This window comes from Pseudomonas sp. NY11955, assembly GCF_048068035.1.
Classification (GTDB): domain Bacteria; phylum Pseudomonadota; class Gammaproteobacteria; order Pseudomonadales; family Pseudomonadaceae; genus Aquipseudomonas.
This window is the reverse complement of the sequence record NZ_JBLUPS010000005.1, coordinates 328,420-349,563: the sequence shown is the minus strand read 5'-3', so window position 1 is coordinate 349,563 and position 21,144 is coordinate 328,420. Positions and strand designations below refer to the sequence as shown.

16 protein-coding genes are annotated in these 21,144 nt (G+C 63.4%); 12 read left to right on the top strand and 4 right to left on the bottom strand.

Annotated elements, in window-relative coordinates; translation table 11 throughout:
• Positions 1–22: 22 nt before the first annotated feature.
• Positions 23–1,441 (bottom strand): amino acid permease, encoded by a 1,419-nt coding sequence (locus ACNFBR_RS12480; protein ID WP_416735175.1) that lies wholly within the window; start codon positions 1,439–1,441, stop codon positions 23–25.
• Between the two features lie 382 nt (positions 1,442–1,823).
• On the opposite strand from ACNFBR_RS12480, the gene ACNFBR_RS12475 reads away from it, so the two are divergent.
• The 3 genes from ACNFBR_RS12475 to ACNFBR_RS12465 all read left to right on the top strand — a co-directional run bounded on the left by ACNFBR_RS12475 (position 1,824) and on the right by ACNFBR_RS12465 (position 6,362).
• Positions 1,824–4,973 (top strand): transglycosylase domain-containing protein, encoded by a 3,150-nt coding sequence (locus ACNFBR_RS12475; protein ID WP_416735174.1) that lies wholly within the window; start codon positions 1,824–1,826, stop codon positions 4,971–4,973.
• An 89-nt stretch (positions 4,974–5,062) separates the two neighbouring features.
• Positions 5,063–5,608 carry a PadR family transcriptional regulator gene (locus tag ACNFBR_RS12470; protein ID WP_416735173.1) on the top strand — a complete coding sequence of 182 codons (546 nt, stop codon included), beginning with the start codon at positions 5,063–5,065 and terminating at the stop codon, positions 5,606–5,608.
• Positions 5,601–6,362: a siderophore-interacting protein gene (locus ACNFBR_RS12465; RefSeq protein WP_416735172.1), complete on the top strand. Its 762-nt coding sequence runs from the start codon at positions 5,601–5,603 to the stop codon at positions 6,360–6,362. The genes ACNFBR_RS12470 and ACNFBR_RS12465 overlap by 8 nt, the downstream gene beginning before the upstream one ends.
• A 103-nt stretch (positions 6,363–6,465) precedes the next feature.
• On the opposite strand, the gene ACNFBR_RS12460 is transcribed toward ACNFBR_RS12465, so the two are convergent.
• Positions 6,466–7,101, bottom strand: coding sequence for a Pr6Pr family membrane protein (locus ACNFBR_RS12460; protein WP_416735171.1), 636 nt, complete (start codon positions 7,099–7,101; stop codon positions 6,466–6,468).
• Position 7,102: 1 nt separating this feature from the next.
• The gene (locus ACNFBR_RS12455; protein WP_003252112.1) at positions 7,103–7,324 is read right to left on the bottom strand and encodes a VF530 family DNA-binding protein; all 222 of its coding nucleotides are present in this window, start codon (positions 7,322–7,324) and stop codon (positions 7,103–7,105) included.
• A gap of 164 nt (positions 7,325–7,488) precedes the next feature.
• Between ACNFBR_RS12455 and ACNFBR_RS12450 the strand changes: the two genes are divergently transcribed.
• The 7 genes from ACNFBR_RS12450 to cmoB all read left to right on the top strand — a co-directional run bounded on the left by ACNFBR_RS12450 (position 7,489) and on the right by cmoB (position 18,553).
• Positions 7,489–9,537, top strand: a complete 2,049-nt coding sequence (locus tag ACNFBR_RS12450; RefSeq protein ID WP_416735170.1) for a TonB-dependent receptor — start codon at positions 7,489–7,491, stop codon at positions 9,535–9,537.
• A 287-nt stretch (positions 9,538–9,824) separates the two neighbouring features.
• A complete protein-coding gene (locus tag ACNFBR_RS12445; protein WP_416735169.1) occupies positions 9,825–11,159 on the top strand; it encodes a carbohydrate porin in 1,335 nt (444 codons plus the stop codon).
• 30 nt (positions 11,160–11,189) lie between these two features.
• The gene (locus ACNFBR_RS12440) at positions 11,190–13,601 is read left to right on the top strand and encodes a glucose/quinate/shikimate family membrane-bound PQQ-dependent dehydrogenase (RefSeq protein WP_416735168.1); all 2,412 of its coding nucleotides are present in this window, start codon (positions 11,190–11,192) and stop codon (positions 13,599–13,601) included.
• 210 nt (positions 13,602–13,811) lie between these two features.
• The gene (gene lon, locus ACNFBR_RS12435; protein ID WP_416735167.1) at positions 13,812–16,232 is read left to right on the top strand and encodes an endopeptidase La; all 2,421 of its coding nucleotides are present in this window, start codon (positions 13,812–13,814) and stop codon (positions 16,230–16,232) included.
• A gap of 142 nt (positions 16,233–16,374) precedes the next feature.
• Complete coding sequence (locus ACNFBR_RS12430; RefSeq protein ID WP_416735166.1) at positions 16,375–16,767, top strand: protease inhibitor I42 family protein; 393 nt, start codon at positions 16,375–16,377, stop codon at positions 16,765–16,767.
• Between the two features lie 89 nt (positions 16,768–16,856).
• The gene (gene cmoA / locus ACNFBR_RS12425) at positions 16,857–17,600 is read left to right on the top strand and encodes a carboxy-S-adenosyl-L-methionine synthase CmoA (protein ID WP_416735165.1); all 744 of its coding nucleotides are present in this window, start codon (positions 16,857–16,859) and stop codon (positions 17,598–17,600) included.
• Positions 17,597–18,553 (top strand): tRNA 5-methoxyuridine(34)/uridine 5-oxyacetic acid(34) synthase CmoB, encoded by a 957-nt coding sequence (cmoB, locus tag ACNFBR_RS12420; RefSeq protein ID WP_416735164.1) that lies wholly within the window; start codon positions 17,597–17,599, stop codon positions 18,551–18,553. The genes cmoA and cmoB overlap by 4 nt, the downstream gene beginning before the upstream one ends.
• A 69-nt stretch (positions 18,554–18,622) precedes the next feature.
• On the opposite strand, the gene ACNFBR_RS12415 is transcribed toward cmoB, so the two are convergent.
• Positions 18,623–18,826, bottom strand: coding sequence for a hypothetical protein (locus tag ACNFBR_RS12415; RefSeq protein WP_003252072.1), 204 nt, complete (start codon positions 18,824–18,826; stop codon positions 18,623–18,625).
• Positions 18,827–19,064: 238 nt separating this feature from the next.
• Here ACNFBR_RS12415 and ACNFBR_RS12410 point away from each other — a divergent pair, with 238 nt between their 5' ends.
• Complete coding sequence (locus tag ACNFBR_RS12410) at positions 19,065–19,739, top strand: heavy metal response regulator transcription factor (RefSeq protein ID WP_416735163.1); 675 nt, start codon at positions 19,065–19,067, stop codon at positions 19,737–19,739.
• Entirely contained in the window at positions 19,736–21,118 is a 1,383-nt protein-coding gene (locus tag ACNFBR_RS12405) for a heavy metal sensor histidine kinase (RefSeq protein WP_416735162.1), read from the top strand. The genes ACNFBR_RS12410 and ACNFBR_RS12405 overlap by 4 nt, the downstream gene beginning before the upstream one ends.
• The last annotated feature ends 26 nt before the right edge of the window (positions 21,119–21,144 follow it).

The following is a 21,144-nucleotide window of genomic DNA, read 5'->3' as shown; positions in this document are numbered from 1 at the left end:
CAGCGGCCCCGGCTATTTCAGATCAGGAAGCGGTACTGGCGACACCTTGTGCTTCTTTCGGTGCCAGGCGGAACGCGTAATACAGCACGGTCAGCAGCACCAGGAACGCCGGGCCGATGTACAGGGCTACACGGGTATCCTCGAAGTACGCCATCAAGCCGACCACCAGCACCAGGAAGGCCAGTGCCAGGTACGAGCTCAGCGGCCACAGCCACATGCGGTACTTCAGCCCCTTGCGCTCGGCAGTGGTCAGGCCGGCACGGAACTTCAGCTGTGCCAGCAGGATCATCACCCAGGTCCAGATTGCACCAAAGGTGGCGATCGAAGTCACCCAGACGAAGACCTTTTCCGGCACCAGGTAGTTGGCCAGCACGCCCAGCAGCAGGGCGCCGATCGACAGCAGCAGCGCATTGCGTGGCACGCCGTTCTTCGAGGTGCGGGCGAAGGCCGCCGGAGCCTGGCCGTTCTGCGCCAGGCTGTAGAGCATGCGCCCGGTGCTGAAGATACCGCCGTTGCACGAGGACAGCGCCGCGGTAATGACCACGAAGTTGATGATGCCGGCGGCGGTCTTGATGCCGAGGCGCTCGAAGGTCATAACGAACGGGCTGCCCTGGCTGCCGATTTCGTTCCACGGGTAGATCGACAGGATCACGAACAGTGCACCGACGTAGAACAGCAGGATGCGCCAGAACACCGAGCCGATGGCCTGCGGAATGGTCTTTTGCGGGTTGCGTGCTTCACCGGCGGTGAGGCCGATCATTTCCACGCCCAGGTAGGCGAACATCACCATCTGCAGCGACATCAGCACGCCGGTCACGCCGTTGGGCATGAAACCGCCGTTGCTCCACAGGTTGGAGATACCAACTGCCACACCGTCGTTGCCAAAGCCAAAGGCAATGATGCCGATGCCGCCAAGGACCATGGCGATGATGGTGACGATCTTGATCAGGGCGAACCAGAACTCGAACTCACCGAAGGCCTTCACCGCCACCAGGTTGACCGCGCCCATGCTGCCCAGCGCCGCCAGGGCCCAGATCCAGCGCGGAACGTCAGGGAACCAGATGCCCATGTAGATGGCCACCGCGGTGATTTCGGCAACGCAGGTCACCAACCACAGGAACCAGTAGTTCCAGCCGGTGAGGAAGCCCGCCAATGGGCCAAGGTAGTCCTGCGCATAACGGCTGAAGGAGCCGGCAACAGGGTTGTGCACGGCCATTTCACCCAAGGCGCGCATGATCACCAGGATGGCCAGGCCACCGATGATGTAGGACAGCATGATGGCTGGGCCGGCCATTTCGATGGCCTTGGCCGAACCGAGGAAAAGACCGACACCGATACAGGCGCCCAGCGCCATCAGGCGGATGTGCCGTTCGCCCAGTTCACGCTTGAGCGGGCCGCCTTCAGTGGCCTGGCCATGGGCAGAGTGGTTGCCGACTGGCATAGCAATACAACCTCATTTTGTTATTGGATTTGACCTTCGTGCAGCACCGACCATGCCGATAGGCGTGGCGTTGGCTTGCCAGGCTGGCCTTGTGGGCCGGCCCGTGTGCCGGAGTAGAGCGCCCGGCGAGGCGAAGGGGGCGAGCAGTATAGGAAGACCATTGTAGGGATTTTCGCTGTATATACAGGAATAATCAGCAAGTTTTCTCGAGCCTGTAGAAGACCTACCGGCACCATAGCAACATCGCCGTGTGAATAAACCCACACCAAAGCCGCATAGCCCTACGCCACGTTTCTCCATTCCCTACAAATTTTTCACCTCATCCGCTCAACGTCTAAGCTTCAGACAAGCAAGACGAAAACACCTGGCCGGATAGAAGACTATGGGCGCACTGTGGCAATCGGAACCAAGCAGAACGGAAGCACCCGAGATACCTCCGGCCGAGACGCCACAACCCAAGTCCCCCCGTCAGCGTCGGCTATGGTGGCGGCTGATCATCCTTGTCCTGCTGGTGGCACTGGTAGCCATCGGTGTTGCCGCGTATGACGAATTCCGCACCTCCGAACTGCAATCGCGCGAGTTCAGCAAACTGGCCGGAACACTGACCTACTCGCTGCAGCCCGGCCCCAGCGATGCCATCATCTACCCCGGTGATGGGCCGTTCGACAAACGCCTGGGCTATAGCGCCCTGGGTGAATTCCTGCCACGCCTGCTCAAGCGCGACTACCTGATCAGCGAACAGGTGAAGTTCTCACCTGCATTGATGAACTACGTCGACCATGGGCTGTTCGCCCCCTACATCGAAAAGATCCAGGCCGGCTTGTCGATCACCGACTGCCGCGGCGACACGCTGTACCAGTACAACTACCCACAGCACCTGTACCCGGACTTCGCCGCGATCCCGCCGGTGATGGTGAACAGCCTGCTGTTCATCGAAAACCGCGACCTGCTGGATACCCAGGACCCACGTAACAACCCGGCCGTGGACTGGCCACGCTTCGCCAAGGCCGCCTACAGCCAGGTGGCCAAGTACCTGGCCCTGCCCGGCCAGTCTGCCGGCGGCAGTACCCTGGCCACGCAGCTGGAAAAATACCGCCACTCCCCCGACGGCTTGACGGTGTCGGGCGCGGAAAAGATCCGCCAGATGGTTTCTGCCAGCGTACGTGCCTACCAGGGCGGCCCCGACACCACCGAGGCACGCCAGCGCATCGTGCGCGACTACCTCAACAGCGTGCCGCTGTCGGCCGTGCCTGGGCATGGTGAAGTGCACGGCATGGCCGAGGGCCTGCGGGTGTGGTACGGCGCCGACTTCGACCAGGTCAACCAGGCCTTGAACGCCACCGCCACCGACCCCGAAAGCATGGCCGCACGTGGCCTGGCGCTGCGCCAGGTGCTGTCGCTGATGATTGCCCAGCGCCGTCCCTCGCATTACTTGTCCAAAGGCCGCGTCGAGCTGGCCGAACTGACCGACGCGCACATCCGCGTGCTCGCCGCCAACAAGGTCATCGAGCAGCCACTGGCCGATGCCGCGCTGGCCAGCAAGGCGGTGTACCGCGACTGGGTAGCGCAACCGACCATCGTGCCGATCGTCACCAACAAGGGTATCAGCCTGGCACGCAACCGCCTGGCGGCCATGCTCAACCGCCCGCTGTACGACCTCGACCGCCTCGATGTGTCGGCCACCAGTACGCTGCAGGCCGACCTGCAGTTGCAGGTCAGCCAGTACCTGAAAAACCTTGCCGACCCGCAGTTTGCCGCACAGATCGGCTTGATCGGCGAGCGCCTGCTCACCGCCAAGACCACCGACCAGGTAAGTTACAGCTTCACCTTGTTCGAGCGCACCGCCGATGGCTCGCGGGTACGGGTGCAGACCGACAGCACCAACCAGCCCTTCGACATCAACGAGGGCAGCAAGCTGGAACTGGGCTCCACCGCCAAGCTGCGGGTGCTGACCACCTACCTGGAAATCATCGCCGAGCTCCACGACAAGTACGCCGGCAAGCCTGCCGCCGAGTTGAAGAAGGTCGACGTGGCCGAGCTCGACCGCATCACTCAGTGGTCGCTGGAATGGCTGGCTCAGAACAGCAAGAACCAGAGCCTGGACGCCATGCTCGATGCCGCACTGGAACGCAAGTACTCGGCCAACACCGGCGAGGCGTTCTTCACCGGCGGCGGGATGCATGTCTTCAACAACTTCCGCAAGGAAGACAACAACCGCAACCCGACGCTCAAGGATGCGCTGCGCGAATCGATCAACCTGCCGTTCATCCGCCTGATGCGCGATTTGGTGCGCTACGTGACCTACCAACAGCCGTACAACCGCGTGCCGCTGCTCAAGGACGATGCCGACCCGCGCCGCCAGGAGTACCTGGCCCGCTTCGCCGACAAGGAAGGCACCAACTACCTGATGCGTTTCTGGAAGAAATACCAGCGCAAAACCTCGCAACAGCGCCTGGATACCTTCCTCGACAGCATGCGCGTGACCCCGCAGCGGTTGGCGGCGGTGCACCGCTATCTGTTCCCCGAAGCAGGCCAGGAAACGTTCAACGCCTTTGTGCGTGCCCACCTCAAGGGCGACAAGATCGTGCTGGGCAAGCTGACCGATGGCCGCCTGTCAGAGATGTACGAAGCTTACGGCCCAGGCAAGTATGACCTGCCCGACCAGGGCTATATCGCCAAGGTCCACCCGCTGGACCTGTGGCTGCTGGGCTACCTGCTGAAGAACCCGAGCTCGACTTTGACCGAAATGATCAACGCCAGCCGCTTCGAACGCCAGGAGGTCTACGGCTGGCTGTTCAAGAGCCGCCACCAGGGCGCTCGTGACAGCCGTATCCGCACCATGGTCGAGACCGAAGCGTTCCTCGACATCCACCAGCGCTGGAAGCGCGTTGGCTATCCATTCGACCACCTGGTGCCCTCGCTGGCCACCGCCATCGGCAGCTCGGGCGACCGCCCCGCCGCCCTCTCCGAACTGGTCGGGATCATCCAGAACGACGGCATTCGTTTGCCGACCTTGCGCATAGACACCCTGCACTTTGCGGCCAACACACCCTACGAGACCAAATTGATCACCGACCCCGACCGGGGCGTGCGGATTCTGCCGGTCGAAGTGGCGCGCGCGCTCAAAGGCGCCATGTCGCAAGTGGTCGACGCCGGTACCGCGCGGCGTATTTCCGGCAGCTTCAAGCTGCAGGACGGCACGCCACTGGTGATGGGCGGCAAGACCGGTACCGGTGACAACCGCATCGAAAGCTTTGGTGCCGGCGGTCGTCTGATCGGCTCGCGCTCGCTGAACCGTACCGCCACATTCGTGTTCTTCCTGGGCGACAACCACTTCGGCACGTTGACCGCCTTCGTACCTGGGCGCTCGGCGGAGGCCTTCAAATTTACCTCGGCATTGCCGGTGCAGGTGCTCAAGGGCATGGCGCCGATACTCATGCCCTACCTGCAGCCAGGCAATCCAAATGAGTGCAAGCCGCCACAGGTTGCGGTGCACACACCCGCCTCGACAGGGAATACATCGACTGACTAGATGATAATCATCTGCATTAAAGGGCTTGTCTTTAGATATATCTTGAGTAATATCTTACGATATATCGCAAACGACGGAGCCCTACCCTTATGCGCGAACACACCCCTCACGACCCCTTCGAGCGGCGCCCCGGCCGTGGTGAGCGCGGCCCACGCGTTTTCGCCCCCGGTGACCTCAAGCTACTGATGCTGGACCTGTTGGCCGAGCAGCCCGGCCACGGTTACGACCTGATCCGCCAGATTGAAAACCTGTTCGACGGCAGCTACAGCCCAAGCCCTGGGGTGATCTACCCCACGCTGAACTTCCTTGAAGAAGCCGAGCTGATCAGCGGCCAGGTCCAAGGCAGCAAACGCCTCTATGCCATCACCGATGCCGGCCGCAGCGCCCTGGCCGACCAGGCTGTAGCCCTGGATGGCGTGCGCATGCGCATCGAAGTCAGCAAACGCGCCTTGCGCGGCCACGACCGCCCACCAGAAATTCACGAAGCCGTCGGCAACCTGCGCCACGCACTGCACATGCACAGCGGCCGCTGGACACCGGAAGAGATCGAACGGGTCCGCGATTTGCTCAACCATACCGCCAAGGCCATTGCCTCCGGGCCGGCCGAAACTGTCAGGGAGACTCCCCATGAGTGACACCATTCACCGCGTCAACCACGAGATCCGCCAGCGCCGCCTGCACGTGCTGCGGGTCACCGAGCTGACCCCGCGCATGCGCCGCATCACCTTGGCTGGCGCCGAGCTGCAAGGCTTTACCAGCGTGGGCAGCGACGACCATATCAAGCTGCTGTTCGCTGAAACGCCGGAGCAACAGCAGGCCATCGAGGCCGGCAATCTGGGCCGGGACGGTGGCGCGCGGCCCACCATGCGCGAGTACACCCCACGGCGCATCGACCTGGTGGCCAATGAGCTGGACATCGACTTCGTGCTGCACGGCGATGGCCCTGCTTCTACCTGGGCCGCGCAGGCTACGCCAGGGCAAACCCTCGACATCGCCGGGCCTCGGGCGTCGATGGTGGTGCCGGACATTTTCGACAGCTACCTGCTGATCGGTGATGAAACCGCCATCCCGGCGATTGGCCGTCGGCTGGAAGAATTGCCAGCGGGCCGCCAGGTGCTGGCGGTGATCCAGATCGAAGACGAACAGGAACGTCAGCCACTGCCGAGCAAGGCTCAGGTGGAGGTGATCTGGGTGCGTCGCCAGCAGGAAGATTTGCTGGCGTTGGTGAAGAACCTGACCTTGCCGCAAGGCCGCTTGTATGGCTGGGTGGCGTTGGAAAAAGCCTTGACCCGCCAGGCCAAGGCATTGCTGCTGGAGAAGGGTGTGCCTGAGGATGCATTGAAGGCTGCGGCCTATTGGCGTGCCGACGGGACTGCGGACGACGAATAAATGGTTGTTTGCAGGGCCGGCCTCTTCGCGGGCAAGCCCGCTCCCACAGGATGCTGCGGTATGCCTGTAGGAGCGGGCTTGCCCGCGAACAGACCGTTACAGATCAAGCAAAGCGCTGCAGCCCCCGCCACCGATCCAGCCCTAGCAGAACCAGCCCGATCCCCCAGAATCCTGCCAGCACCCCCAGGGCATTGAGCATCACCTGCCCATACCCCAGGCTCGCCACATCAATGAACGGGTAGGCATACATGCCAATCTCGTTCCCCCGCCACAGCGCATAGCCAAAGTAGACCGCCGGGTACACCGCCCACGCCAGCACATGCCATAGCCGCAGCCTGCCCTTGGGCACCTCGCGCCACCAGTACAAGGCATACAGCACCGGCATCACGTCGTGCAGCAACTCGTCCGCCAGCCATTGCCAGCCCTGCGGTTGCCACAAATGGCGCAACAACACGCTGTAGGCCAGCGCCACCAGCACGATGCTGGCGGCCACCGCCGAGCTCACCGCGGGCGACAGGAAAAAGCGTTTGCCACGGCCTTCCCGGCCGAACGCTGCGTAGCTGAGCACCGTGGCCACCAAGGTGTTGGTCAGCACGGTGAAATAGCCGAACACATTGATCAGGCCGCCAATCAGGCTGGCCTGCTCCTGCCAACGCGCCAGCAGTACCAGGTACACCTGCACGGCCAGGCCGAACCAGCCCAGTACAGCCATGCCGGTCAGCCAGGGACGACGCGGCATGTCAGGCCTGACGCTGCAGCTTCACATACAGCTGCTCGACCTTCTCCCGCGCCCACGGTGTCTTGCGCAGAAAGGTCAGGCTCGACTTGATGGTCGGGTTGCTCTTGAAGCAGCGCACATCAATACGCTCGGCCAGGCCCTGCCATTGGTAGTGCGCCACCAGCTCGGTGAGGATCTGTTCGAGGGTCTTGCCGTGCAGCGCGTTGTGTTGGGCCGTGCTCATGCTGTGCTCCATAGGAAAGATGCGCACCTTACACGAGTGTAGTGGTGGGTGGGATCAGTCGAGTCGACAGAAAAAATGCTGGCCAGGGGCAAAACCACTGTGCTGAAATAGTTATGTTATGTTGTAACACTAAAAAAGCCTCTGCCAAGGAACGCCCCTTCCCCATGCTGTACACAACGCTTCGCCTCTCCCCGCTCACCGTCGCGCTCTGGCTGGCAGCATCCCCCAGCCAGGCCGTGGAACTCGAACCCCAGGTCATCACCGCCAACCCGTTGGGTAACCGCCAGCTGGCCGCTCCCAGCACCGTGCTCGAAGGCGACAATCTGCTGCAACAGCAGCACGGCAGCCTGGGTGAAACCCTGAACAAACAGCCCGGTGTCGCCTCTACCTGGTTCGGCCCTGGCGCCAGCCGCCCGGTGATCCGCGGCCTGGACGGCGACCGTATCCGCATCCTGCGCAACGGCGTCGGTGCCCTGGATGCCTCGTCGCTGTCCTACGATCACGCCGTACCGCTGGACCCGGTGACCGTCGAGCGCGTCGAAATCGTCCGTGGCCCGGCCGCCCTGCTCTACGGCGGCAACGCCATTGGTGGGGTGGTCAACACATTCGACAATCGCATCCCGGATTCGCCGATCGAGGGTATCCACGGTGCCGGTGAACTGCGCTACGGCGGTGCCGACACCACCCGTAGCAGCGCTGGCAAGCTGGAGGCCGGCAACGGCACCTTTGCCCTGCACCTGGATGCCAACAGCCGCCAGTTCAACGACCTGCGCATCCCCGGTTACGCCCGCAGTGCCAAGGTGCGTGATGCCGATGAGCCGGGCAGCAAGCACCGCCTGGAAAACAGCGACGGCCGCCAGGACGGTGGCGCGGTAGGCGGTGCCTACCACTGGGATCACGGTTACGCCGGCCTGTCGTACAGCCGTTACGACAGCAACTACGGCTCGGTGGCCGAACCCGGTGTGCGCCTGGACATGAAGCAGGACCATTACGCCTTCGCCTCCGAGCTGCGCGACCTCGACGGCCCGTTCAGCTCGGTCAAGGTCGATGCCGGCTACACCGACTACGAACACCGCGAAATCGAAGAAGGCGAAGTCCATACCACCTTCAAGAACAAAGGCTATGAAGCGCGCATCGAAGCCCGCCACCAGCCGCTCGGCCCGGTCGAGGGGGTGATCGGTGCCCAAGTCAGCCGCAACGAGTTCTCGGCCCTGGGCGAGGAAGCCTTCGTCCCGCACACCGACACCGACAGCCTGGCGCTTTTCATGCTGGAGCAGTGGCAGGCCACGGAACGCCTTAACCTGAGCCTGGGCGCGCGCATGGAGCACACCCGGGTAGACCCGGACGCCAAAGGCAACGAAAACTTCGCCGATGCCGACAGCGCCAGCAGCTTCAACGCCTTCAGCCTGTCCTCAGGGGCAGTCTACCAGCTCGACCCGATCTGGTCGCTGGCGGCCAACCTCGGCTACACCGAGCGCGCCCCAACCTTTTACGAGCTGTATGCCAACGGCGCGCATGTGGCCACCGGTGCCTTCGAGGTCGGCGATGCCAGCTTGAACAAGGAAAAGGCCATATCCGCCGACCTGGCCCTGCGCTTCGACAATGGCACCCATAAAGGCAGTGTCGGGGTGTTCTATAGCCACTTTCGCAACTATATCGGCCTGATCGGCACCGGAAACATGCGCGAGGGCGGGCATGACCACGACCATGACGAGGATGACCACGACCACGATCATGACCACGAAGGCTTCCCGGAATACCAATACCAGGGCGTGCGAGCGCGCTTCTATGGCATCGAGGCCCAGGACCGCTGGCAACTGGCCGAAAACCGTTACGGCAGCTTCGCCCTGGAGTTGTCCGGTGACTACACCCGGGCCAAGAACCTCGACAGTGGCGAGCCGCTGCCCCGTATCGCCCCACTGCGCCTGAACAGCGGCCTGGTCTGGGAGCTGGACCGCTGGCAAGCCCGGGTGGATGTGCAACATGCGGCATCGCAGCACCGCAAGCCGGCCAACGAAACCAGCACCGATGGCTACACCACGTTGGGGGCGAGCGTTGGCTACCGCTTCGACATTGGCCAGAGCCAATGGCTGGCATTCGTGCGCGGCGAAAACCTGACCGACCAGACCGTGCGCTACGCCAGCTCGATCCTGCGGGATATCGCTCCGGCGCCAGGGCGCAGCGTTGAAGTGGGCCTGCGTACCACCTTCTGACGGCAAATGAGCAGCTGTGGGAGCGGGCGTGCCCGCGAAGCGCCCGACGCGGTGAATGGCACCGGCTACGCCGGTGTTCGCGGGCACGCCCGCTCCCACAGCAACTATTGCGAAATCAGCAACAATCCACTGCGACAATTTGTCTTTTTTTCTTACAACTTCCCCTATATCCTCCCCGCCGCAAGCTGAAACGCTTCATCGAAAGTATTTTGCCGCCATATCCATTGAAGGGCTCGTCCTTCGATGCGCTTGCCGTTTTTTCAATAATCAAAAGATAGCGCTATCTCATGCTCCAACTGCCCAAAACCTGTTACATCGGCCTTGCCCTCAGTGCCCTGGCAACCCCCGCCGGCGCCAGCGAAATGTTCGCCAGCGATTCCCCGTGGATGCTCGGCGACTGGGGCGGCACCCGCAGCCAGTTGCTGGAACAAGGCTACGACTTCACCCTCGGCTACACCGGCGAGATGGGCAGCAACCTGCACGGTGGCTACGACCACGACCGCACCGCGCGCTACAGCGACCAATTCACCTTTGGCAGCCACCTGGACCTGGACAAGATCCTTGGCTGGCACGACACAGAATTCCAGCTGACCATCACCGAGCGCCACGGCGACAACATCAGCAACGACCGCATCAACGACCCGCGTGTCGGCGGCTTTACCTCGGCCCAGGAAGTCTGGGGCCGCGGCGAAACCTGGCGGCTGACGCAGATGTGGATCAAGCAGAAGTACTTCGATGGCGCGCTGGATGTGAAATTCGGCCGCTTCGGTGAAGGCGAGGACTTCAACAGCTTCCCTTGCGACTTCCAGAACCTGGCCTTCTGCGGCTCGCAGGTGGGCAACTGGGTGGGTGGCATCTGGTACAACTGGCCGGTCAGCCAGTGGGCCCTGCGCGTGCGCTACAACCTCAACCCTGAGCTGTACGCCCAGGTCGGCGTATTCGAGCAAAACCCCTCCAACCTCGAATCGGGCAACGGTTTCAAACTCAGCGGCAGCGGCACCCAGGGCGCGGTAATGCCGGTCGAACTGGTATGGACCCCGCGTATCCAAGGCCTGAAAGGGGAATATCGCGCCGGCTACTACTACAGTAATGCCAAGGCACACGATGTGCTCAAGGACAGCAACGGTCAGCCGGCAGCCCTCAGCGGCGCCGCCTACCGCAGCAGCTCGAGCAAGCACGGCTTGTGGCTCGGCGCCCAGCAGCAGGTGACCTCGCTGGCGTCCGACCAGTCGCGTGGGCTGAGCCTGTTCGCCAACGCCACGGTGCACGACAAGAAAACCAATGCCATCGACAACTATGTACAGGCAGGGCTGGTATACAAAGGGCCCTTCGACGCCCGCGCCAAGGACGACATCGGTTTCGCCCTGGCCCGTGTGCACGTCAACCCTGCCTACCGCAAGAACGCCCGCCTGGCCAACCAGGCCGCCGGCCTCGACGACTACGACAACCCAGGCTTCCTGCCCGTGCAGGACACCGAATACAGCGCCGAGCTGTACTACGGCATCCATGTGGCCGACTGGCTCACGGTACGCCCCAACCTGCAGTACATCCGCCACCCGGGCGGGGTGTCGCAGGTCGATGGCGCCCTGATCGGCGGCCTGAAGATCCAAAGCAGTTTCTAACCCCTTTTTTGACCTGACGGAGAACCTACGATGAGCACTGAAGGTGCCAACCAAGGAAGCCGCTGGCTACCGCGCCTGATGGGCGCGCTGCTGTTGCTGATGGGCCTGGCCCTGCTGGCTGGCGGTATCAAGCTGAGCCAGCTGGGCGGATCGCTGTACTACCTGATCGCCGGTATCGGCTTTGCCCTGTCGGGCATCCTGCTGCTGGCCCAACGGCGTATCGCCCTGGGCCTGTACGGCCTGGTGCTGCTGGGCAGCACCGTGTGGGCCCTGCTCGAAGTAGGCCTGGACTGGTGGCAACTGGTGCCGCGCCTGGCTATCTGGTTCGCCATCGGCGTGGTGTTGCTGCTGCCATGGGCACGTCGCCCGCTGATCGGCCCAGCCAGCAAAGCCAACACTGCCCTGCTTGGCGTGGCCGTGGTGGCTTCGGGCGCTTGCGCGCTGGGCAGCCAGTTCACCCACCCCGGTGAAGTGTTCGGCGAACTGGGCCGCGAAAGCAGCGAAATGGCCAGTGCCGCCCCGGCCATGCCCGACGGCGAATGGCAGGCCTACGGCCGCACCGAGCATGGCGACCGCTACTCGCCGCTGCGCCAGATCACCCCGCAGAACGCCTACCGCCTGGAAGAGGCCTGGCGCATTCGCACCGGTGACCTGCCTACCGAAAACGACCCGGTGGAGCTGACCAACCAGAACACCCCGCTGAAGGTCAACGGTATGCTCTACGCCTGCACCGCGCACAGCCGCGTGCTGGCCCTGGACCCGGACACCGGTGCGGAAATCTGGCGCTACGACCCACAGGTCAAGAGCCCTACCGGCACCTTCAAGGGCTTTGCCCACATGACCTGCCGTGGTGTTTCGTACTATGACGAAAACCGCTACGTCAGCCGCGACGGCAGCCCGGCACCGAAGGTTACCGATGCCGGCCAAGCCGTGGCCCAGGCCTGCCCGCGCCGCCTGTATCTGCCAACCGCGGACGCCCGCCTGATCGCCATCAACGCCGACAACGGCAAGGTCTGCGAAGGCTTTGCCAACCAAGGCGTGATCGACCTTACCACCGGCATCGGCCCGTTCACCGCCGGCGGCTATTACTCCACTTCGCCGGCTGCAATCACCCGTGACCTGGTGATCATCGGTGGCCACGTCACCGACAACGAGTCGACCAACGAACCGTCCGGGGTGATCCGCGCCTACGACGTGCACGATGGCCACCTGGTGTGGAACTGGGACAGCAACAACCCGGAAGACACCAAACCATTGGCTGCCGGCAAAATGTACAGCCGCAACTCGGCCAACATGTGGTCGATCGCCAGTGTCGACGAAGACCTGGGCATGATCTACCTGCCACTGGGCAACCAGACCCCGGACCAGTGGGGTGCCGACCGCACCCCGGGCGCCGAGAAGTACAGCGCCGGCGTGGTCGCTCTTGACCTGGCCACCGGCAAGGCGCGCTGGAACTACCAGTTCACCCACCACGACCTGTGGGACATGGACGTCGGCAGCCAGCCGACCCTGGTGCACCTGAAGACCGACGATGGCGTGAAACCGGCGATCATCGTCCCGACCAAGCAAGGCAGCCTGTACGTGCTCGATCGCCGCGACGGTACGCCGATCGTGCCGATCCGCGAAATCCCCACCCCACAGGGTGCGGTGAAAGGCGACCACACTTCGCCGACTCAGGCCCGCTCCGACCTCAACCTGCTCGGCCCGGAGCTGACGGAACAGGCCATGTGGGGCGCCACGCCGTTCGACCAGATGCTGTGCCGCATCCAGTTCCGCGAACTGCGCTACGAAGGCCAGTACACCCCGCCGTCCGAGCAGGGTTCGCTGGTCTACCCCGGCAACGTGGGTGTATTCAACTGGGGCAGCGTCTCGGTCGATCCGGTGCGTCAGCTGCTGTTCACCTCGCCCAACTACATGGCCTTCGTGTCGAAGATGGTCCCACGTGAACAGGTTGCCGAAGGCAGCAAGCGCGAAAGCGAGACCAGTGGCGTGCAACCGAACACCGGCGCACCGTATGCCGTGACCATGCACCCGTTCATGTCGCCACTGGGCGTTCCGTGCCAGGCCCCGGCCTGGGGTTATGTCGCCGCCATCGACCTGTTCACCAACAAGGTGGTGTGGAAGCACAAGAACGGCACCACCCGCGACAGCACCCCGGTACCGATCGGCCTGCCGGTTGGCGTACCGAGCATGGGCGGTTCGATCGTCACCGCCGGTGGCGTCGGCTTCCTCAGCGGCACCCTCGACCAGTACCTGCGCGCCTATGACGTGAACAACGGCAAGGAACTGTGGAAAGCCCGCCTGCCGGCAGGTGGCCAGGCCACGCCGATGAGCTACACCGGCAAGGACGGCAAGCAGTATGTGCTGGTGACTGCCGGCGGCCATGGCTCGCTGGGCACCCGGATGGGCGATTACATCATCGCTTACAAACTCGCTGAGTAAACCTTTGTTGCGGCGGTGAACGCACTGCCGCATTCGCGGGCAAGCCCGCTCCTACAGATACCGTGCCGTACCTGGGGGAGCGGGCTTGCCCGCGAAGAGGCCGGCACAGGCCAGCCAAGATGAAACCCCTCCCCCGCTGCCTTCGTCTACCATTGAAACCCATCCCACCCCGCCCCATCTAAGCACCATAGTCATTCACGCAGGTGCCCCATGAGCGACCAGCAGGATTTCCCGGAACACCCGGACGAACACAGCGAAGTCGAACACTCCACCACCCAGGCCGAAACCAGCCACGCCCTCGCCCTGCCCGGCCAGCAGTTGCCGGACAAGGTCTACGTGATCCCGATCCACAACCGCCCGTTCTTCCCCGCCCAGGTACTGCCGGTCATCGTCAACGAAGAACCCTGGGCCGAAACCCTCGACCTGGTGGCCAAGTCACCGGACCACTGCCTGGCGCTGTTCTTCATGGACACCCCGCCAGAAGACCACCGCCACTTCGACACCTCCGCACTGCCGCAGTACGGCACCCTGGTCAAGGTGCACCATGCCAGCCGCGAAAACGGCAAGCTGCAGTTCGTCGCCCAAGGCCTTACCCGGGTACGCATCCGCACCTGGCTCAAGCACCACCGCCCGCCCTACCTGGTCGAAGTCGAATACCCGCGCCAGCCCGCCGAGCCGACCGACGAGGTCAAGGCCTACGGCATGGCGCTGATCAATGCGATCAAAGAGCTGCTGCCGCTCAACCCGCTGTACAGCGAGGAGCTGAAGAACTACCTCAACCGCTTCAGCCCCAATGACCCATCGCCCCTCACCGACTTCGCCGCGGCCCTGACCTCGGCCACTGGCAGCCAGCTGCAAGAAGTGCTCGACTGCGTGCCCATGCTCAAACGCATGGAGAAAGTGCTGCCGATGTTGCGCAAGGAAGTGGAAGTGGCACGCTTGCAGAACGAGATCTCGGCCGAGGTCAACCGGCAGATTGGCGAACACCAGCGCGAGTTCTTCCTCAAGGAACAACTCAAGGTCATCCAGCAGGAACTGGGCCTGACCAAAGACGACCGCAGCGCCGACCTCGAACAGTTCGAACAGCGCCTGGAAGGCAAGACACTGCCGCCCCAGGCGCGCAAGCGCATCGATGAAGAGATGGGCAAACTGGCCATTCTCGAAACCGGCTCGCCCGAATACGCCGTCACCCGCAACTACCTCGAATGGGCCACCGCCCTGCCGTGGGGCGTGTACGGCAAGGACAAGCTCGACCTCAAGCATGCGCGTAAAGTGCTCGACCAGTACCACGCCGGCCTCGACGACATCAAGGAACGCATCCTCGAATTCCTCGCCGTGGGCGCCTGGAAAGGCGAGATCAGCGGCTCGATCGTGTTGTTGGTCGGCCCGCCCGGTGTGGGCAAGACCAGCATCGGCAAGTCCATCGCCGAGTCGCTCGGCCGGCCGTTCTACCGTTTCAGCGTCGGCGGCATGCGTGACGAAGCCGAGATCAAGGGCCACCGCCGCACCTACATCGGCGCTCAGCCTGGCAAGCTGGTGCAGGCCCTGAAAGACGTCGAAGTGATGAACCCGGTGATCATGCTCGACGAAATCGACAAGATGGGCCAAAGCTACCAGGGCGACCCGGCTTCGGCGCTGCTGGAAACCCTCGACCCGGAGCAGAACGTCGACTTCCTCGACCACTACCTCGACCTGCGCCTGGACCTGTCCAAGGTGCTGTTCGTGTGCACCGCCAACACCCTCGACTCGATCCCTGGGCCGTTGCTCGACCGCATGGAGGTGATCCGCCTGTCCGGCTACATCACCGAAGAAAAACTGGCCATCGCCAAACGCCACCTGTGGCCCAAGCAGCTGGAAAAGGCCGGCGTTGCCAAGACCAGCCTCAGCATCAGCGACAGCGCCCTGCGCCTGGTGATCGACGGCTATGCCCGTGAGGCCGGCGTACGTCAGTTGGAGAAGCAGTTGGGCAAGCTGGTGCGCAAGGCCGTGGTCAAGCTGCTGGAAGACCCCGAGGCCAAGCTGAAGATCGGCACCAAGGACCTGGAAGCCGCACTCGGCATGCCGGTGTTCCGCAGCGAGCAGGTACTGGCTGGCAAGGGCGTAATTACCGGCCTGGCCTGGACCAGCATGGGCGGCGCCACATTGCCGATCGAAGCGACCCGCATCCACACCCTCAACCGTGGCTTCAAGCTGACCGGCAAGCTGGGGGACGTGATGAAGGAGTCTGCCGAGATTGCCTACAGCTACGTCAGCTCCAACCTCAAGCAGTTTGGTGGCGACCCAGGCTTCTTCAACGAAGCGTTCATCCACTTGCACGTCCCCGAAGGCGCCACGCCCAAGGACGGCCCGAGCGCTGGCATCACCATGGCCAGTGCCTTGCTGTCGCTGGCCCGCGACCAGGCGCCGAAAAAAGGCGTGGCCATGACCGGCGAGCTGACGCTCACCGGCCAGGTGCTGCCGATTGGCGGCGTGCGCGAAAAAGTGATTGCGGCGCGGCGGCAGAAGATATTCGAACTGATCTTGCCGGAGCCTAACCGCGGCGACTTCGAAGAACTGCCGGACTACCTGCGTGAAGGCCTGACAGTGCATTTCGCCAAGCGCTTTGCCGACGTGGCCAAAGTTCTGTTCTGACCTGGTCCGGCCTCATCGCGGGCAAGCCCGCTCCTACAAATCCCTGCAGGAGCGGGCTTGCCCGCGATGAGGCCGGCACTGACACCACAAAACGCATCGTTCATCGGTTATCCTCGGGCCATCGCCAGCCCCCGGAGCCAACATGACCACCCCTCGTCTGCTCGTTCCCCTGAGCTTCGCCCTGCTTTCTGCCTGCGCGCAAACACCCTCGCAGCCCGTCGATCTGGACGCGGAAAGCGAGTGCCCAAAGCGCCTGCAAGTCGGCCAGATCCTGACCCTGACCCTGCCCAGCAACCCCTCCACCGGCTACCGCTGGCTGGTACAAAACCCGGCGCCCAACGTGCTGCAAAGCCTTGGTCCCGAAGTTTACAGCGCGCCTGAAGACACCGGTGTGGTCGGCAGCTCGGGCATCTCGACCTGGCGCTTCCAGGCCCGCGCTGCTGGCGAAGGCCACTTGGTACTGGTCTACCAGCAACCCTGGGCCCCAGAAGTGCCCCCGGTACAGACCTTCGACTGCGCCGTCCGGGTCAATTGAACGCACAGCGCTGGTCAGCCAACCATGCATCCAGGCTGCGGTTTGGCTAGAATGCGCTCCCTGCCTATCACCTGCCGCCTGGATTCGCCGTGAGCAAACAACCCGACCGCCTCTTCTCCCAACCCCTGGAGCAGGTGCCCGACTTCGTCTTCAACGAAGATGTGGTGCGTGTGTTCCCGGACATGATCAAGCGCTCGGTGCCCGGTTACCCCACCATCGTCGAAAACCTCGGCGTACTGGCGGCGCGCTTCGCCCAGCCAAACACCGCACTGTACGACCTGGGCGCATCGCTGGGTGCTGTCACCCAGTCGTTGCGCCGCCATGTACGCAGCGACGGCTGCCGGGTGATCGCGGTGGACAACTCCGCCGCCATGGTCGAGCGCTGCCGCCAGTACCTCACCGCCCAGGATTCGATGTTCCAGGAGCTACTGCCGGTGCAAGTGCTGGAAGCCGATATCCTGGCCCTGCCCTTCGAGCCCGCCTCGGTAGTGGCGATGAACTTCACCCTGCAGTTCATCGCCCCCGACCAGCGCCTGGAACTGCTCGGGCGTATCCGCCAGGCGCTGCTGCCGGGTGGCGCGCTGATCCTTTCGGAGAAACTGCGCTTCGCCGACGCGCAAGAGCAGGACCTGCTCAATGAATTGCACCTGGACTTCAAGCGGGCCAATGGCTACAGCGAACTGGAGATTGCCCAGAAGCGCAGCGCCATCGAAAACGTGATGAGGCCCGATACGCTCGAAGCCCATCAAGAACGCCTGCGCGCCGCCGGTTTCTCGAAAGTGGTGCCCTGGTTCCAATGCCTTAACTTCGCCTCGTTGATAGCCCTGCCATGATCGATCTGTCCCCCCTCGTCCGCCGCCTGGCGGGCACGCCCCTGGCTTCCTGGTCGCAAGGCCTGCAAGCGCAACTGCAAGCCAAGCTGGAAAAGGGCCACGGTGACCTCGACCGCTGGCGCGGTGCACTTGAAGCCCTGCCCGCCCTGCAACCCAGCGAAATCGACCTGGTCAACGGCCTACGCCTGGATTGCGACTGCGACGATGCCACCCGCGCGCAGATGCGCCAGGCACTCATGGGGCTGTCACCTTGGCGTAAAGGGCCATTCGACCTGTTTGGCGTGCATGTGGACACCGAGTGGCATTCCGACTGGAAATGGTCGCGGGTAAGCCCGCACCTGGACCTCAAGGGCAAGCGCGTGCTCGACGTCGGCTGTGGCAATGGCTACTACCAGTGGCGCATGCTCGGAGCGGGCGCCGACATGGTGATCGGCGTCGACCCCAACTGGTTGTTCTTCTGCCAGTTCCAAGCGGTGCAACAGTACCTGCCAGAGCTGCCAGCCTGGCACCTGCCGTTCGCCCTGGAGGACCTGCCGGCCAACCTGGAAGGCTTCGACACGGTGTTTTCCATGGGCGTGTTCTATCACCGCCGCTCACCCATCGAGCACCTGCTGGCGCTCAAGGACTGTCTGGTCAAAGGGGGTGAGCTGATACTGGAAACCCTGGTGATCGAGGGCGACGAAAACCAGGTGCTGGTGCCTGAGGACCGTTACGCACAGATGCGCAACGTCTGGTACCTGCCATCGGTACCGGCCCTGGCCCGCTGGTTGCGCCGTGCCGGCTTCAGCGATGTGCGCTGCGTTGACGTGAGCGTGACCAGCGTCGAGGAGCAACGCAGCACCGAATGGATGCGCTACCAGTCGCTGGGTGACTTCCTCGACCCTGACGACCACAGCAAGACCATCGAAGGTCTGCCAGCCCCCCGCCGCGCCACCTTGCTGGCGCGCAAATAAAAAAGGCGCCCGTCAGGGCGCCTGAATACACCTGCGGCGAGGAGCTGTCGCGGCGCAGGTGCTGTCACCTCAGTCCTTGGCCACCTCGCGGGCCTTCTCTTGCGCCTTGCGCTCACGTTCAGCAACGGCCTGTTGCTTGTCGCCGTGCAGGCGCTGCTGGTCTTCGCGGAAGGCTTGCCAGAACTGCTTCGAACGCTCCGCACCGCCCTCGGCATAAACACTGGCGCTGCCCAGGGCAAGGGTGGCCAACAGCAGGTATTTGGTCAGGTTCATCGTGTTTGCCTCGTGATAACCGATCAGACACGGCCATCCTAGCGAGGGCTAGCTAACGGCAAGGTGAGGCGGGGATTACAGTCCTGCAATGTGGCCTGACAGACAGCCAGATAACACCAGCATTACAAATCCGTTATCTGCACCGCAGGCGCTTTCTCATGCCGTAACATCCTGCCCCTTGACCCTGATGTCACTACAGGGTCGAGAATCGCCCCCTTTCATTACACCGAGCCCCCCCATGCGCCTATTGATCATCGAGGACGAGCTGCGTACCGCCGATTACCTGCAACAGGGCCTGCGCGAAAACGGCTACGTGGTCGACTGTGCCCACACGGGCACCGACGGCCTGCACCTGGCCCGCCAACAGCCCTACGACCTGGTCATCCTCGACGTCAACCTGCCCGAACTCGATGGCTGGACCGTGCTGCAGCGGCTGCGTGCCGAGTCAGCCACGCGCATCATGATGCTTACCGCCCATGGCCGCCTGGCCGACCGGGTCAAAGGCTTGGACCTGGGCGCCGACGACTACCTGCTCAAGCCTTTCGAGTTCCCTGAGCTACTGGCGCGCATCCGCAGCCTGCTGCGCCGCAACGACCAGCAACTGCAGCCCAGCACCCTGCGCGTCGCCGACCTTGAGCTGGACCCCGGCCGCCACCGTGCCTACCGCGCCGGGCAGCGCATCGACCTGACCGCCAAGGAGTTCGCCCTGTTGCACCTGCTGATGCGCCAGACGGGCGAAGTGCTGTCGCGCACGCAGATCATCTCGCTGGTGTGGGACATGAACTTCGATTGCGACACCAACGTGGTCGAGGTTTCGATCCGGCGCCTGCGGGCCAAGATCGACGACCCGTTCGACGACAAGCTGATTCATACCCTGCGTGGCGTAGGCTATGTACTTGAGGCGCGCGTTTGAAAAACCCCAGCCTGTCACTACGCCTGGGCCTGAGCGTCACCCTGATGGGCGCCGCCCTGGTGCTGCTGCTGGCCTGCCTGGCCGTATTCGCCCTGGATCACGAACTGGACAGCCGCGCGCGCAAGGACCTGGCGCGCAAGATGCTGCAGGTCGAGCACAACCTGCGCGTCGACCTGCGCAGCGAGGACCTGGGCACCCGCGCCCATCCATTACTCGACCTGGTGATGGGGCATGACAACCTGAGCCTGAGCGTGCTGGCCCTGGAAGGCCGCCACCCGCACCTGCTCAGCCTCGGCCCGGCCCTGGAGTCGCGCGTCGGCGAGCTGCACACCGATGCCCGCCTGACCTTTCACGCATGGCGCGACAGCAGCGGTAACCAGATCCTCACTGCTTCACGGCTGATGCGCTTGCGCGACAACACCCCGGTCAAGGTGATGATGTCGCTCAACCGCGCCGACGACAACGCCCTGCTGCAGGCCTACCTGCACTCTACCTTGCTGGCGTTGCCGCTGCTGTTGGTCCTGATTGGTGCGGGCGCCTGGTGGCTGATGCAGCGTGGCCTGAAGCCGTTGCGGCACTTCCGGCGCATTGCCGGGCAGGTATCGGCCCAGGACCTGCAACACCGCCTGCCCGCTAGCGGCTTGCCGCAGGAGCTGGCGGAACTGGCCGGCAGCATCAACGTGATGCTCGACCGCCTCGACCAGGGTGTCAGCCAGCTGTCGCAGTTCTCCGACGACCTGGCCCATGAACTGCGCACGCCGTTGAGCAACCTGATGGGCAAGGCGCAGGTGACACTGGCCCGCGAGCGGGACAACGCGAACTATCGGGAAGTGCTGGAAGACAGCATCGAAGAGCTCACCCGGCTCAACCGAATCATCAACGACATGCTGTTTCTCGCCCAGGTCAGCCAGCCACAGACGCAAGTTGCGTTGAAACCCTTGGCGTTGGCTGACGAAACCGCGCGCGTGGTCGAGCTGTTTGCCTTCAGTGCCGAGCTCAAAGCCGTTGAACTGCGTGTTCAGGGCTGGGGAACAGTGCTGGGTGACCGACTGATGTTTCAGCGAGCACTGTCGAACCTGCTGAGCAATGCCATTCGCCACAGCCCAGAGGGTGAGCCTGTCGAACTGTGCATCGAACGCTCGGGCAGCGAAGTACGGCTGGCAGTAGAGAATCAAGGGCCTGGTATTGCTGCAGAACACCAGTCGCGCTTGTTCGAACGCTTTTACCGGGTGGGCTCGGGGCGCTCGCGGCTGGAGGGCGGGACCGGGTTGGGGCTGGCGATCGTCAAATCAATCATGCAGTTGCATGGCGGGCGGGTTGAAGTGAGCAGCAACCCCCTTGGCCCTACCCGCTTCACTCTGGTGTTTCCTGCCGAGTAATCGGCTGCCTGTACCGGCCCTTTCGC

Coding starts and splice junctions, on each gene's coding strand:
- lon (WP_416735167.1), top strand. CDS start 13,812: ATGAGCGACCAGCAGGATTTCCCGGAACACCCGGACGAACACAGCGAA.
- ACNFBR_RS12430 (WP_416735166.1), top strand. CDS start 16,375: ATGACCACCCCTCGTCTGCTCGTTCCCCTGAGCTTCGCCCTGCTTTCT.
- ACNFBR_RS12455 (WP_003252112.1), bottom strand. CDS start 7,324: ATGAGCACGGCCCAACACAACGCGCTGCACGGCAAGACCCTCGAACAG.
- ACNFBR_RS12475 (WP_416735174.1), top strand. CDS start 1,824: ATGGGCGCACTGTGGCAATCGGAACCAAGCAGAACGGAAGCACCCGAG.
- ACNFBR_RS12460 (WP_416735171.1), bottom strand. CDS start 7,101: ATGCCGCGTCGTCCCTGGCTGACCGGCATGGCTGTACTGGGCTGGTTC.
- ACNFBR_RS12440 (WP_416735168.1), top strand. CDS start 11,190: ATGAGCACTGAAGGTGCCAACCAAGGAAGCCGCTGGCTACCGCGCCTG.
- ACNFBR_RS12410 (WP_416735163.1), top strand. CDS start 19,065: ATGCGCCTATTGATCATCGAGGACGAGCTGCGTACCGCCGATTACCTG.
- ACNFBR_RS12450 (WP_416735170.1), top strand. CDS start 7,489: ATGCTGTACACAACGCTTCGCCTCTCCCCGCTCACCGTCGCGCTCTGG.
- ACNFBR_RS12470 (WP_416735173.1), top strand. CDS start 5,063: ATGCGCGAACACACCCCTCACGACCCCTTCGAGCGGCGCCCCGGCCGT.
- ACNFBR_RS12465 (WP_416735172.1), top strand. CDS start 5,601: ATGAGTGACACCATTCACCGCGTCAACCACGAGATCCGCCAGCGCCGC.
- ACNFBR_RS12445 (WP_416735169.1), top strand. CDS start 9,825: ATGCTCCAACTGCCCAAAACCTGTTACATCGGCCTTGCCCTCAGTGCC.
- ACNFBR_RS12480 (WP_416735175.1), bottom strand. CDS start 1,441: ATGCCAGTCGGCAACCACTCTGCCCATGGCCAGGCCACTGAAGGCGGC.
- cmoB (WP_416735164.1), top strand. CDS start 17,597: ATGATCGATCTGTCCCCCCTCGTCCGCCGCCTGGCGGGCACGCCCCTG.
- ACNFBR_RS12415 (WP_003252072.1), bottom strand. CDS start 18,826: ATGAACCTGACCAAATACCTGCTGTTGGCCACCCTTGCCCTGGGCAGC.